At 65.5% G+C, this 12,481-nt stretch carries 15 protein-coding genes; 4 read left to right on the top strand and 11 right to left on the bottom strand.

Features of this window, described 5'->3' with window-relative positions; all coding sequences use genetic code 11:
• Positions 1 to 6: 6 nt before the first annotated feature.
• Positions 7 to 375 carry a DUF6188 family protein gene (locus ACFWU5_RS18195; RefSeq protein ID WP_379245919.1) on the top strand — a complete coding sequence of 123 codons (369 nt, stop codon included), beginning with the start codon at positions 7 to 9 and terminating at the stop codon, positions 373 to 375.
• A gap of 450 nt (positions 376 to 825) precedes the next feature.
• On the top strand, positions 826 to 1,026 hold the full coding sequence (locus tag ACFWU5_RS18190; RefSeq protein WP_379245917.1) for a hypothetical protein: 201 nt from the start codon (positions 826 to 828) through the stop codon (positions 1,024 to 1,026).
• A gap of 76 nt (positions 1,027 to 1,102) precedes the next feature.
• Here the strand turns inward: ACFWU5_RS18190 and ACFWU5_RS18185 are convergent, their stop codons facing one another.
• From ACFWU5_RS18185 to ACFWU5_RS18145, 9 genes are all read right to left on the bottom strand, one after another.
• Positions 1,103 to 1,873 (bottom strand): ESX secretion-associated protein EspG, encoded by a 771-nt coding sequence (locus ACFWU5_RS18185; RefSeq protein WP_379245915.1) that lies wholly within the window; start codon positions 1,871 to 1,873, stop codon positions 1,103 to 1,105.
• Positions 1,860 to 3,161 carry a hypothetical protein gene (locus tag ACFWU5_RS18180; protein ID WP_379268011.1) on the bottom strand — a complete coding sequence of 434 codons (1,302 nt, stop codon included), beginning with the start codon at positions 3,159 to 3,161 and terminating at the stop codon, positions 1,860 to 1,862. Before ACFWU5_RS18180 ends, ACFWU5_RS18185 begins: the two co-directional genes overlap by 14 nt.
• Positions 3,158 to 3,538: a hypothetical protein gene (locus ACFWU5_RS18175; RefSeq protein WP_379268010.1), complete on the bottom strand. Its 381-nt coding sequence runs from the start codon at positions 3,536 to 3,538 to the stop codon at positions 3,158 to 3,160. The genes ACFWU5_RS18180 and ACFWU5_RS18175 overlap by 4 nt, the downstream gene beginning before the upstream one ends.
• 12 nt (positions 3,539 to 3,550) lie before the next feature.
• A complete protein-coding gene (locus ACFWU5_RS18170; protein WP_379268009.1) occupies positions 3,551 to 4,126 on the bottom strand; it encodes a DUF3558 domain-containing protein in 576 nt (191 codons plus the stop codon).
• Positions 4,127 to 4,219: 93 nt separating this feature from the next.
• Positions 4,220 to 4,711, bottom strand: coding sequence for a hypothetical protein (locus tag ACFWU5_RS18165; protein ID WP_379268008.1), 492 nt, complete (start codon positions 4,709 to 4,711; stop codon positions 4,220 to 4,222).
• Entirely contained in the window at positions 4,708 to 6,555 is a 1,848-nt protein-coding gene (locus tag ACFWU5_RS18160; RefSeq protein ID WP_379268007.1) for a hypothetical protein, read from the bottom strand. The genes ACFWU5_RS18165 and ACFWU5_RS18160 overlap by 4 nt, the downstream gene beginning before the upstream one ends.
• Positions 6,555 to 6,848, bottom strand: a complete 294-nt coding sequence (locus tag ACFWU5_RS18155; protein WP_379268006.1) for a hypothetical protein — start codon at positions 6,846 to 6,848, stop codon at positions 6,555 to 6,557. The genes ACFWU5_RS18160 and ACFWU5_RS18155 overlap by 1 nt, the downstream gene beginning before the upstream one ends.
• A 94-nt stretch (positions 6,849 to 6,942) precedes the next feature.
• Complete coding sequence (locus ACFWU5_RS18150) at positions 6,943 to 7,413, bottom strand: Fur family transcriptional regulator (protein ID WP_379245901.1); 471 nt, start codon at positions 7,411 to 7,413, stop codon at positions 6,943 to 6,945.
• On the bottom strand, positions 7,397 to 7,747 hold the full coding sequence (locus ACFWU5_RS18145) for an ArsR/SmtB family transcription factor (protein WP_379245899.1): 351 nt from the start codon (positions 7,745 to 7,747) through the stop codon (positions 7,397 to 7,399). Before ACFWU5_RS18145 ends, ACFWU5_RS18150 begins: the two co-directional genes overlap by 17 nt.
• A 178-nt stretch (positions 7,748 to 7,925) precedes the next feature.
• Here ACFWU5_RS18145 and ACFWU5_RS18140 point away from each other — a divergent pair, with 178 nt between their 5' ends.
• Positions 7,926 to 9,326, top strand: coding sequence for a glycine--tRNA ligase (locus ACFWU5_RS18140; RefSeq protein WP_379245897.1), 1,401 nt, complete (start codon positions 7,926 to 7,928; stop codon positions 9,324 to 9,326).
• A gap of 206 nt (positions 9,327 to 9,532) precedes the next feature.
• A complete protein-coding gene (locus ACFWU5_RS18135; RefSeq protein WP_379268005.1) occupies positions 9,533 to 10,879 on the top strand; it encodes an acyltransferase in 1,347 nt (448 codons plus the stop codon).
• Here the strand turns inward: ACFWU5_RS18135 and ACFWU5_RS18130 are convergent.
• Both ACFWU5_RS18130 and ACFWU5_RS18125 read right to left on the bottom strand, forming a co-directional pair.
• Positions 10,876 to 11,346: a GyrI-like domain-containing protein gene (locus ACFWU5_RS18130; RefSeq protein ID WP_379268004.1), complete on the bottom strand. Its 471-nt coding sequence runs from the start codon at positions 11,344 to 11,346 to the stop codon at positions 10,876 to 10,878. The two genes, ACFWU5_RS18135 and ACFWU5_RS18130, sit on opposite strands and share 4 nt — an antisense overlap.
• Before the next feature lie 79 nt (positions 11,347 to 11,425).
• Entirely contained in the window at positions 11,426 to 12,292 is an 867-nt protein-coding gene (locus ACFWU5_RS18125; protein ID WP_379268003.1) for a hypothetical protein, read from the bottom strand.
• Positions 12,293 to 12,481 lie beyond the last annotated feature (189 nt).

The raw sequence follows: 12,481 nt of genomic DNA, 5'->3' as shown, positions 1-12,481 counted from the left end.
GGCAATATGAGGAATATTCCGATCATCGGATTGGCGTGCAGCATCGAGGCTCTGGAACCGATCCTGATTGCCAACCTAGGCGCCGACGATTACCAGCTGATGGCCGAATCGACCGTTACGGCTCGCGATGGCAAAGGCGGCGAATGGCGTGGCGACGACCCCGCTGCGATCGGTGACGTCCTGACGAGGCTGATGGATGGTCGAACAATAGAGAATGCAGTAATCGGCCCAGATGGTTCGCTGTCGCTCGACCTGGATTCAGAGGCAGGGATATCCTTTCTTCCCGATCCGGACTATGAGTCGTGGTGGATTGTCGGCAAGAACGGATTCCGCGTGGTCTGCATGCCCGGCGGAGGGTTGGCTGAATGGGGATGAAGGTTCCGCACTAGAGGCACAACAGTGTTGGACGGTTGATCACCACGCTCTCACGCAAGCATTTCGCGAGTAGGGTCCGCCGTGAGGGCGTGGTGATCTTGATCTAGACGTGGCGGGCTAGGTCGCCAGTTCGTACGAGGTGCTTCGGCCGCTCGAGTCGGAGCGGCGTAGGACTCCGAGGGTGATGAGTTCGTTGATGTCGCGGAGGGCGGAGGGTTGGGACGTTTTCGTGATGATTGCCCATTTTCGGGTAGTCAGTTTTCCGTCGAAACCGTCCAGGACTCGGTTGAGCATATCGATCTGGCGGGGGTTCATCGCGGTCGAATGCCAGGTGCGCCAGAAGGTGGATTTCGTGAGGGCAGCGTCGATTGTGTTGTCGGCGGCGTTGATCGACTGGTGTAAGGCGTCGAGGAACCAGAGCAGCCAGGCGGTGACGTCGAGATTGCCTCGTTGAGCGCTTTCGAGGACGGCGTAGTAATTTTTGCGGTCGCGCTGGATCTGGGCGGACAGGCTGTAGAAGCGGCGGGGGCTGTTTTCGGCACGGGCGAGGGCGAGATCGCCTATGGCGCGGGCGATTCGGCCGCCGGCAATCGCTGCACTGCCAACCTCCGATGCGGGCGTTGTCGCCCTGAACCGGACTTGGACGGTTGATCATCACGCTCTCAGCGTGGTGTTTCGCGCGTGCGGCCACGGTGAGAGCGTGGTGATCTTGAACTAGGTGGGATGGTCATCTGGTGGGTTGGTCGTCGGCGCCGAATTCTTGGTGGTAGCGCTGGGCTCGGGTGAGCATTCGGCGGATGCCGGCGACCATGCGGTCGGCGGGGAGGGGTTCGGCGATGATGGGGTCGCCGGTTTTTACGTAGTAGCGGCCGTCGGGGTAGTCCATCCACCAGAAGGTGCGGGCGGGGGTGGGGCGGGCGTCTATGGCGGGGCCGGAGTGGGCGGAGATTTCGCCGAAGGCTTGGCGGGGGCGGTGGAAGATGCGGTTGAGTTGGTCGGCGGAGCTCAGGCGGCCTGCTCGGTATTCGAAGTGGTCTTCTTCTTCGGCGAGTTGGTCTCGACGGACTTCGATCGGGGGTTTGGTGCCCGGTTTGGTGCGGGGGAGGGCGGCGACGGCGAGGGCGGCCACCTGGTCGGGGGTGCAGTAGGTGAGGGTGACGTCGGCGCCGGTGCCTTCGTCCGCGCCCGGTGCCTGGGTCAGGGTGGCGCCTTGTTCGCCGCGGATCGCGCCGTGGAAACGGATGATGGACGAGTTCTCTTGGCCTACATGGCCTTTGGATTCGACTCTGGCTTCGGGGTCGAGCAGGACCATCAGGGCGCGTTCGACCGCGGGGTCGTACTTGCGGAGCAGACTTTCCACGGCCTGTTCGCGGTGCTGCTTCAGATCCTCGAAATCGGCTATGTCGGTGCGGTATTGGAGGGGATAGGGGAGGCGATCGCGGCCGTAACCGGACCACAGGATCTCGAACTCGATGCCGGTGAATTCAGCTCGATGCACTGTCGTCGTCTCCGCCGATTACGGGGGGCACGGTCCTGAGGTCGTGGATGCCGAGCAACAGGTCGCTGTTTTCCTGGGTGATCAGGTAGTCGGGGATGCCCTTGGAACGGTCCTCGTCGGAGTTGCCGCGGCCTGCGCCGGGGGCGCCCATGCCGCCCATTCCTGGTGCGCCGCGGCCTGATCCGGCGCTGCCTGCGCGGTTTCCGGCGGCTGCGGCGGCTGCTGCCGCGGGGGACTGGGTGCCGGGGACGGCTTTGCCGGGGGTTGCGGCGCCGGCGCCGCGTGGCGTGCCGCCGCCTGGGCTGCCGCCGCCGGGCCTGCCGACACCGGGGCTGCCGACACCCGGGCTACCTGCGCCTGGAGTTCCCGCGCCGGGCGTTGTTGCGCCAGGGCTCGTTGGTGTGGTGGCCGTGGGTGTGGTGGATTGCGGTGTTGTGCTTTGGGGTGTGGTGGCGCCGGGGTCGGTGGAAGTCGGTGTGGCGGAGGAGGGTTCGGTGGCGGGCTGGCCGGTTGCGGTGCCGTCGCCCGGTGTGCCCGTCGGCTGGCCGGTGTTGCCGCCGCCGGTCGAACCGCCTTGGCTGCCACCGGTATTCGTGTCGCCGTTGGTGCCGGGGCCGCCTCTGTCGCCGGTGATGGTCGGGGCGGTCGGGAGGAAAGGGACGCCGGTGTCGGTTTGGCTGGCGACCTGGCCGTAGACGGTGCGCAGGATTCGCCGGGCTTCCTCGGTGGCCTCGGTGCGGTTGTGGGCGTCGACTTTCATGACGCCGTCGTCAGGCAGGGACTTGTTGGTGATGTTGGCGCGTTCGGTGAGGCCGGGCATCAGGGCCTGGGTCTGTTCGATTCCGGTGCGCATCTCCATCAGTTTCCAACTGATCGCCGTTGCGGCCTGGGAGAGCGGGATGGATTTCTCCGCGTAGTTGCTCACCGCCCGGATCGCGGCGTCGGCCGCCTTACCTGTCCAGCCAGTATGGCCGTTCTCGCCGGTGATGGTGCGCGCGAACTGCTGGTTGAACCCGACGAACGTGCCCATCAGCGCGCCACCGATATTTCCCCACGCGGTCACCGCGTCGTCGACCAGTTGCGGTTTCATCGCTGCCACCGCTGCCTGCATCTGTTCCAGTGTCATGTTGTCGAAACTGTCGGGCGTGGTGATGTGCGGCGGTTGGATGTCGCTGCCGAAGATCGTGGAGTATTTGCCGGCGTCCTGGTGGGCGTAGATTTTGGACCGTTCGGCGTTCCACTGCTCCTGCGCGGCGATCACCTTGCTCTTGTAATCCTCGTAGGTCACGTGGGTTCTCCGATCGCGGCGATCCTGGCAGCCGCCTCGTCGTCCTGAGCTCGGAAGTTCGCAATCGCCGTGGCGACAACCTCTTTCGCGGTCTTGACGGCCTCGATGTGCTTTTTGAGGACTTCGTCCAGCGGGCGATCGCCTCCGGATGCGGTCAGGGAGAACTTCCGTTCCAACGCCTTGCTCGAGTCGAACGAGCCGAAGCCGGACAGGTTGCGGACGAGGTCGATCTGGGCGAAGACCTCGTCCAGTCGATCCAGGTGGTCGTCGCAGACTCTGTCCAGGTCCTTGCCGATTTCGGGATCGAGTGAGAGTTGACCGGCTTCAGCCTGGACCAAGAGTCGATTCCACTCGCCGGGGTCGATGCTCTGCAGCATTTGCTCGCTCCCTCAGTTCTCGGGCAGGTATTGGGCGAAGCTGTCGGTGAGTCTGCGAACCTCTGGGCAAGGTGAAGGCGGGGAGGAGGCGCTGACGCGGTTCAGTAGCCTGAACAGGACCGACCCATTCGGAACCTCAACGGCCAGTGTGCAACCGAGGTCGTATGTTGCACCGGTCGTTCGTAGCTGGAGGGCGGTGTGCGACCCCACGGTCGTCTCGGTGAAGTCGGTGAAATCCGTCCGCGCCCTGGACTCGGCGAGTGTGTGCTCCGACGACAGCATCGAGAACGAGTACTGCTTGGCCGAGTCCTGCCACGTGCACGTCTTCCAGCCGGTGAAATCGACCCCCGCGACCTCGTTCTTCCGACTGCCCACGTTCAGCCCGGCCCCACTGACAGCCGAATCCGGCAACGAACACGGATCCCACACCTTCGCCTCGGGATCCACCGAAGTAGGACTCGCCGCCACACTCACCACACTCGTCGGCGCAGCAGCCGGCCCCTTCTCCCCACCCCCGCACCCCGCGACAGCCAACCCCACCGCCACGACAACCCCGACCATCCGCGCCGCACTACCTCGAACTGCCATACCTTCGTCCCTCCCACAGAACCGGTGCTCGCTCATGACGTCCACGCTCCCGAGATCGTAGTCACGCTGATGTGCATCGCGAAAGCTCATGCACTACTCCGCCGTGCAGGGTGCGGACGAGTACAGCGTGAACTCGATCTCGCCGCGCACGGTCGTGTTCTGGCTGCTGTACACGGCGAACCCTCGCGAATCGCGATACACCCTGCTCGCCGGGTCGGCACCGGGCATCCCTGCCTGCCGGGTAAAACCGCGTGCTGTCATCGCTTCGAGGTTCGCCAACGCCTGGTCGATGTACTCCTGCGACGGGTTCCGTTGAACCTCTCGGTAATTCGGCGTCCACGGTGGACCGTAGGTCTTCAGCGTTTCCGGGTCGGTGCGGCATCCGTTGCCCAACTGCACCGAGCTGACATCGACAGAGCGTGTTTTCGGCGAGATCAGCTCGAAGTTGTCGGCGACGATCTGGGTGGCCTCGGGAACTCGTAGGTCCGAGGCGGTCGCGAGGCGGTCGTTCGACGGGCCCTCGGTGATAAACGCCGAGCAACTCGGCAGGATCAGGATCGCGCCGATAAGCAGAATTGTTCTCATTTGACGTCGATCCGTGTGCCCAGTTGTGGGTTGTCGGTGATGCGCGGGTTCGCGTAGGGGTTCTCGACCCCGAACAGTTCCTTCTCGGTGGTGGCCCAGCCGGCGTCGAACGCTTCCCTGCCGCCGTTGCCGTTGTCGCCCAAACCCACATCCACCCACTCGGTTTCGATCCCGCGTTCCACGTATGCGGTCGCATCTGTTCCGGCGATGACGCCGACAATGTTCTGGAACGCGGTCGACGCGGGGTCGTCCCAGTATTTGCCGTGTCCGTCGGAGCCGAAGACCACCTCGCCAACGGTGTGGCCGTCGATGTTCTTGCCGTAGAACCCGGTATCGAGCCGGGTCACTCCCGGTACCTCATCGGGATCGCCACCGAGAACTTCCGACGCGTGCGGATTTCCGGGGAGGTGAATCCCGCCGGGAATGGTCAGCCCGCCCTCCGGATAGGACTGCACCACACCGATCAGATCGCCGGGCGCGGTCATGGAATAGCGCTGAACATTCGCGTTCGGATTGTTCCACCCACCGTCGAACACACCGGTTCCCGCCGACGAGGCGTGCAGCACGCGGTCGGCCCGCAGGCCCAACTGCTCGGCCGACCCGACGATTGAACCGCCATAGGAATGGCCCACATAGGAAACCGGTGTTCCCGGTGCCGACGCCGCGACCTCCCGATCGATCTCGCGACCGAAGTCGACAAGTCGAGGCGCCATATCTGCCGCGAAACCAGGGCTCGGCGCACCATCGGAGAGACCGGTCAGACTCTGCGGGAAGTCGCCCTCCATATAGAGAAAAATCGGGCCGTTCGTCTGGTCGGCGAGATTCCAGGCCGCCACATGGTTGGACCCCGAACCGTTGAGATTGGTGCTGGTGCCGGGCACATAGACGCCGACACCCGGTGCACCCGACTTCATATCGCCGACCATCTCGATCATTCGACCATTGCCCTCGGTGCTGAACATGACGAATTTACGGTCGACCATATCCAGTCGCGGTGTCGCCTCGGGGCCGGTCGCGACGGGCGGTTCGTCGGGAACGCCCACACCCTCAGGATTGGGAATCGGCGACAACATCGCCTCCAACTGCTTGACCCGTGACTCATCCCGATTCGGCTTGGCCTTCTCCTGCGTCAGCGCATTGCGAATATTGATCTCATTCGCGTCGATCCGCATCGCGAACGGCACCCCGTTCAAATTCCCCACCTTCTCCGGCGCCGCGATCACCACCTGACGTTGCGCTTCCGCACTCAAACCGGCCAGGAAGACGGCCCGCTCATCCGGCGACATCGACGCCAACTGGATCGCCACCGCATCGGGGTCGCGGATCGAACCGTCGGCGAGGGTGATGTCGGGTTGACCGTCGCGCATCGCGCCGAGGTCGCCGACGGACTCGCGCAGACGTGCACCGAACAGGCTGTCGAGGCGTTCGATTTCGTCCAACCCGCTGAACAGGTTGAGCTGGAAAACCCCTGCGGCGCCTTCCTTTTCGGGGTCGGAGTGGGTGACCCTGCCGTCGTCGGCGACCGTGAAGCCCTGGGTGACGGCCAGGTTCTTCTGGTCCAGCACATAGGTTTTCGCGTGTTTCAAGCCCGCGCAGGCGTCGGCGGCGTCGTCGGCGATGCGCAACAACACCGTTCGCACTTCGTACCCGTGGTCGACTTCCTCATCGATGCGTCGTGCGGCCGCGTCCTTGGTCTGCCCGTGCCAACTCCCGGCGGCGGAGACCGCGCGCGAGCAGTCGTCGACCGAACTCGACACAGCATCGGCATTGGCGCGGGCGGCTTCGGCGGCGCGGTGCAGCCCGTCGAGATTCCAGGTGTCCAGTTGCGGGATCGTGGGGCGCATCAGCGGGTACCCAGCTTCCCGATTTCGGCGGCGGTCTCGGCGTCGCGAGCCTGGATATCGGCGGAGAACTTGTCGACCAGGTCGGCCAGCGTGCCGTACCGCGCCGCGATGGAGTCCATCGCCTGTCGCGCCGGATCGGCCAGCCCACGCACCGCGGCCAGCACATCACTGCCCTCACCTGCGGCCTCGCCTGTTGTCGACCAGCTCAGCCCGCTGACTTCGCCTGCCTCCCGACGCCAAGTTGTGGCCATGGTCTTCAACTGGTCGGGCTCCACGCCCAGAGTCGCGCTCACGATGTCCCCTCCTCCGATGCCGAGACGGGCCGACGGCCCCTACGTCATGGTTGGACGGGGCTCGCGCAGCGAAGGTTCCATCATGTGAGGTGAGTCACACCGATGCGGGCTCGTCGGACGAGGCGGCGGCGCGCGAGTGGGCGCAGTCGGTGCAGGTGCCGAAGATCTCGAGGGTGTGGCTGACCTCGGTGAATCCGTGGTCGGACGCGATCGTCTCGGCCCACGCCTCGACGGTGGGGCCCTCGACCTCGACCGTGCGCCCGCAATGTCGGCAGACCAGGTGGTGATGGTGGCCGCTCGAGCACTGGCGGTAGACCGATTCGCCGGTGTCGGTGCGCAGCACGTCGACCATGCTCGCGTCGGCCAGCGACTGCAGGGTGCGATAGACCGTGGTCAAGCCGATGTTCTCGCCGCGTTTGCGCAGTTCGTCGTGCAGTTCCTGCGCCGAACGGAACTCGTCGATGTCGCTGAGCAACGCCGAGATCGCGCTGCGCTGACGGGTGCTGCGGATTCCGACTTGCTTGGCGGAGTTGTTGTCTGCCAACGGTTTACCCTTCCTCGGCATGGGCGATGGCATCGACCACGATGTGCGCCAGATGATCGTCGACCAGCTCGTAGAGCACCTCGCGACCCGACCGTTCGCCGTGCACGACGCCCGCCGATTTGAGAATGCGCAAATGCTGGCTGACCAGCGGCTGCGTGACGCCCAGCGCGTCGACCAGCTCGTGCACGCAGCGCGGCGACTCACGCAACTGCAGCACGATGGCGATGCGCACCGGCGCGGCCAGTGCGCGCAGCAGCTCGCCCGCCTCCTCGAGCACCGTGCGCGCGGGCACGACGGCGGGGGCGGGGGAGTGGTACGGGGTGTGCGGATGCGCGGGCGCGGCCTCGGTCGTCATGAACCAACTCCTTAATGGAAACAGATTCCATTTTGATATGCATAATTGCGCATGTCAAATGACGCGCCGCGCGGACATCTCGGCTGCTGCAAACCCACTGGACGCGTCCCGATACGCTGGACCCACTGACGTTCGGTGGACCGCGTGCGGACCGCCGAACATTTCCGACTCGCAGTGGATGGAGAAATCTCGCGTGGCACCCAAGTCGAAGGTGGACACCGTTGCCAACCTCGCCAAGCGCCGGGGTCTGGTCTACCCGTGCGGTGAGATCTACGGAGGCACCAAATCGGCGTGGGACTACGGTCCACTCGGCGTCGAACTCAAGGACAACATCAAGCGGCAGTGGTGGCGGACCATGGTCACCAGCCGCGACGATGTCGTAGGCCTGGACTCCTCGGTGATCCTGCCGCGCCAGGTCTGGGAAGCGTCGGGCCACGTGGCCACCTTCTCCGATCCGCTGGTCGAGTCGCTGCACACGCACAAGCGTTACCGCGCAGACCATCTCATCGAGGCCTACGAAGCCAAGCATGGCCACCCGCCGGCCAACGGGCTGGCCGACATCAACGATCCCGACACCGGCCAGCCCGGCAAGTGGACCGAACCGCGCAACTTCTCCGGCCTGCTCAAGACCTACCTGGGCCCGGTCGACGACGAAGAGGGCATGCACTACCTGCGCCCGGAAACCGCGCAGGGCATCTTCGTCAACTTCAAGAACGTGCAGGAGACCGCGCGTAAGAAGCCGCCGTTCGGCATCGCCCAGATCGGCAAGAGCTTCCGCAACGAGATCACCCCCGGCAACTTCATCTTCCGCACGCGCGAGTTCGAGCAGATGGAGATGGAGTTCTTCGTCAAGCCCGGCGAAGACGTGGAGTGGCACAAGTACTGGATCGACGCGCGGCTGTCCTGGTACACCGACCTCGGCATCGACCCGGAGAACCTGCGCCTGTTCGAGCACCCGAAGGAAAAGCTGTCGCACTACTCGGCCGGCACCACCGATATCGAGTACCGCTTCCGCTTCCAGGGCAGCGAATGGGGCGAGCTCGAGGGCATCGCCAACCGCACCGACTACGACCTCAAGACGCACTCGGAGCACTCCAACGTCGACCTGAGCTACCGCGACCAGGCCTCCGGCGAGCGCTACACGCCGTACGTCATCGAGCCCGCCGCCGGTCTGACCCGTTCGCTGATGGCGTTCCTGGTCGACGCGTACACCGTGGACCAGGTGCCCACCGCCAAGGGCACCACCGAGGAGCGCATCAGCCTGCGTCTGGACCCGCGTCTGGCGCCGGTCAAGGCCGCGGTGCTGCCGCTGTCGCGCAACGCCGACCTCACCCCCAAGGCGAAGGACCTCGCCGCCCAGCTGCGCCGCAACTGGAACGTGGAGTTCGACGACGCGGGCGCGATCGGCCGCCGTTACCGTCGTCAGGACGAGATCGGTACGCCGTTCTGCATCACGGTCGACTTCGACACCCTCGACGACCACGCGGTCACCATCCGCGAACGCGACTCGATGGCCCAGGAACGCATCGCCCTGGACAAGGTCGAGTCGTACCTGGCAGCGCGCCTCATCGGCGCCTGATCTCCCGGCTGTGAAGAGCCCGTACCGGTCACTCGGTACGGGCTCTTTCGTGTCAGCGGTCTGGACGGTTGATCACCAGGCTCTGACGCAAACATCGGCCGAGAAGGAAAATCCCGGACAGCCTGGTGATCTTGATCGAGCTGCGTTGATCACAGTGCATAGCTGACGGTTTGCGTTGGCGGGTCGCTTGCCTCACGATTTTCGTTGTGCTGTGGGAACCGGAAGACGTGGTGCGGGCGCTCGACCCGTCGGAGCAACGATTTGTTCGGCATGCCACGTACACCGGGCGGTCGGTGACGGTGCGCGGGGAAGTCGACGCGGCGGCGCTGGGGGCGGCGTTCGCGGCGTTGCAGCGGGCGTTTCCGATTCTGGTGTGCCGGATCGTCGAGGACGACGACGAGAACGGGATTCTGTTGCGGCCCGGGCACATCGAGGCCGTGGGGGCGTGGGTGAGTTTCGGGGATCCCGACGTGGTGCCGATTCCGGCCGAGTCGGTGGATCCCGGTGATCAGCTGGCCTATCTGGATGTGGTTCTCGCCGAAGAGGATCGGGCTCGGGTGACGTTGTTCGTGCATCACAGCGTGGCTGATGCGGGGCATTGTGTCGAGCTGTTCTCGCGGTTGTGGGAGTTCTATACCGAGTATGCGGAGACCGGGTCGATCGTGGTACCGGCGGAGGCGGACTATTCGGATGCCGGCGGGATGACGGCGGGGACCGGTGCGGAAAACGGTCCGGCTCACGGACGGGCTCTGTCGGAATATCCGGTGTCGCTGGAGGCGTTGTTGGCGCAGCGGGGGATCGGGCGTGGGGAGCGGTCGGGGCTCGAACTGGTGACCCGTCCGCTGGCTGTCGCCGAACAGCCCGCGACCGAGCGAACCGAACCCGCGCAGCCGACACTGGCTCGGCCCGAGCGTGTTCAGCTGGATCCGGTCGCCACCGCGCGGGTGCTGGAGATGGCGCGCGCGCACGCGGTGAGTGTGAACGGGTTGGTCACTGCTGCGGTGTTGCGGGCGTATGCCGAACTGTCCGGCGCGGACCAGGTTTCGTGCGTGTACCCGGTCGATCTGCGCAGGCGATTAGACCCGCCGGTGGCCGCGGAGGCGGGCACCAACTTGGCGGGCCTGGCCGCTTACGTCGCGGACGCCGCCGACACCGAGGATCTGGTCGGGCTCGCCCGTCGGATCGGCACCAGCCTGCACAACGACCTGGCCGACGGGGTGATCGAACAGTCCGTGCTGCACTTCCCGGACTTCTACGGCCCGCATCGAATCCACAGCACGGCGGGCCACATCGCGGTGACCAACACCGGAACGGTGCCCACCTTCCGTGCGCCCGCCGGCCTGATCCTCGATGACTACGAGATCGTGTACCTGTCCGCGCACCCCCGCCCGTCGACGGGGGCGTCCGCGGCGGTCACCTTCCTCGTGTACACCTACCTCGGCAGGTTGACCATCGGCCGACTCGGCGGCGGCGCACTCGCGTCCGAACTGTTGGACGCGGTGGCCGCTGAGTTGAGCTGGTCACCAGCAGGCCAGGAAGCCGCGACCGCTTAACGCCGCGCGACGGGCTGCTGCAGTTCGGTCACCCAGCCGTTGGGGTCGGGCGTCCACGTCAGGGTGACCTCGCGGCAAGGTGCGTCGGCGCTGTAACCGTTGTCCTTCACCCAGCACTCCAGCGCTTCCCACGCCAACCCGATCCCGCTCACATTCCCGTGAAAGACCGAAGCCGCCACCTGGTCCAGCGCGGGCAGTTCGACAATCGAAAAGTCCGGTGCCGCATCGGGTTCCACGTCCACCGGCACGCACGCGTGCACGCCCACGGTCCCGTCGTCGCGCCGTTCGTACCAGGCGATCGCCGGGCCCGCGATCGGAATCCCGGCCTTCTCCAGTCGATCCGACAGCTCGCTGAACAGCGGCCCGATCACGGGACTGATCGCGTGTGGTCCGAATCCCGCAGCCCAACTGGACATTTCGGCCACACGAACCGCTGGCACCGACTTGATCGTTACATCCTCGGACATGACGCCTCCTGATTAGTTGGTAAAGGCTGAATGCTCGGCACTACAAGCTTTTTCGAAGATCGGACACATTGATCCCGCGTCAGAATCGGCCGCCACGGCTGACACGACGCGAGCCCGACGACCCGCCATAAGAACCCGGCCGATAGCCCCCACCCCGCGAACCGCCGCCCCGCGAACCGCCCATCGCGCCACGCAGAACCTCGTTCAGCAGAATCCCACCCAGCACCGCCCCGGTCTGCGAGCCACCCCCGCCGGTCATCGGCTGGCGCGATTCCCACGCCCGCACGCTGGCCTGCGCCTGCTGCAGCGCCCGCCCACCCAGATCCGCGGCCGTCTGCGCGCTGACCAATGCGCGTGCGGGATCGCTCTCGGCCAGCGAACGCGCCTCGTCGAGGTGACGTTGTGCTTCCGATAATCGGGTGCGCGATTCCGCGTCGACACCGCCGCGGCGAGTGGTGATGAACGAGGACGCGGCGTCGATGCGAGTGGTGGCGTCGGTGAGCGTGCGATCGAGTCGGCGTCGCAAGTCCTCCACGGCCAGTTTGCGATCCGAGGCCGCGGCGATGGCTCGGTCCAGCTCGGCGTCGGCGGTGACCGCGTCGTGGAACGCGCCGAGCGGATCGCTGTCCGCGTTCGTGGCATTCAGGGCAGCAGTGGCGGACGTGACCGCGGCGGTCAGATCGGGCCCGCCGAATTCGGTGAGACCGGCGGCCGAGGTGAGGTCGGCGCGCAGTTCATCGAGGGCAGCGGGCAAGCCATCGCGGGCCTGCTGAATATTGGTCGCCGCCTGGTCGACCGCATCGAGCAAGGTCTTGGCCTGACCGATCGCACCCTCAGCCGCACGGATCGCCGCAACCGCCGCCCCCTGCTGCCCGACCGGCTGGGCCAGCGCGGCATGCGCACTGTCGATGTTGTTCTCGGCGAAGGTTATTCGCTCCGTAGCCATTCGCACGTTGTCGTGAATCGGGGCTAACACTGATGGGGGATAGGTCGAATTGAGCCGCGCCAGTTCAGCTTCGGAATCCGGCATCCGGGCAGTCAGCCTCAATTTTTCGCCAGGCGGTCGGCCCGGCCTGAGCGGTTTCGGATTGGTTGAAAGCTGCTGATCAGCAGCTTTCGGGCAACCAGTAGTGCC

The sequence above is a fragment of the Nocardia sp. NPDC058640 genome, from assembly GCF_042716995.1.
Lineage (GTDB): Bacteria > Actinomycetota > Actinomycetes > Mycobacteriales > Mycobacteriaceae > Nocardia.
This window is presented reverse-complemented; position numbering and strand designations above follow the sequence as displayed.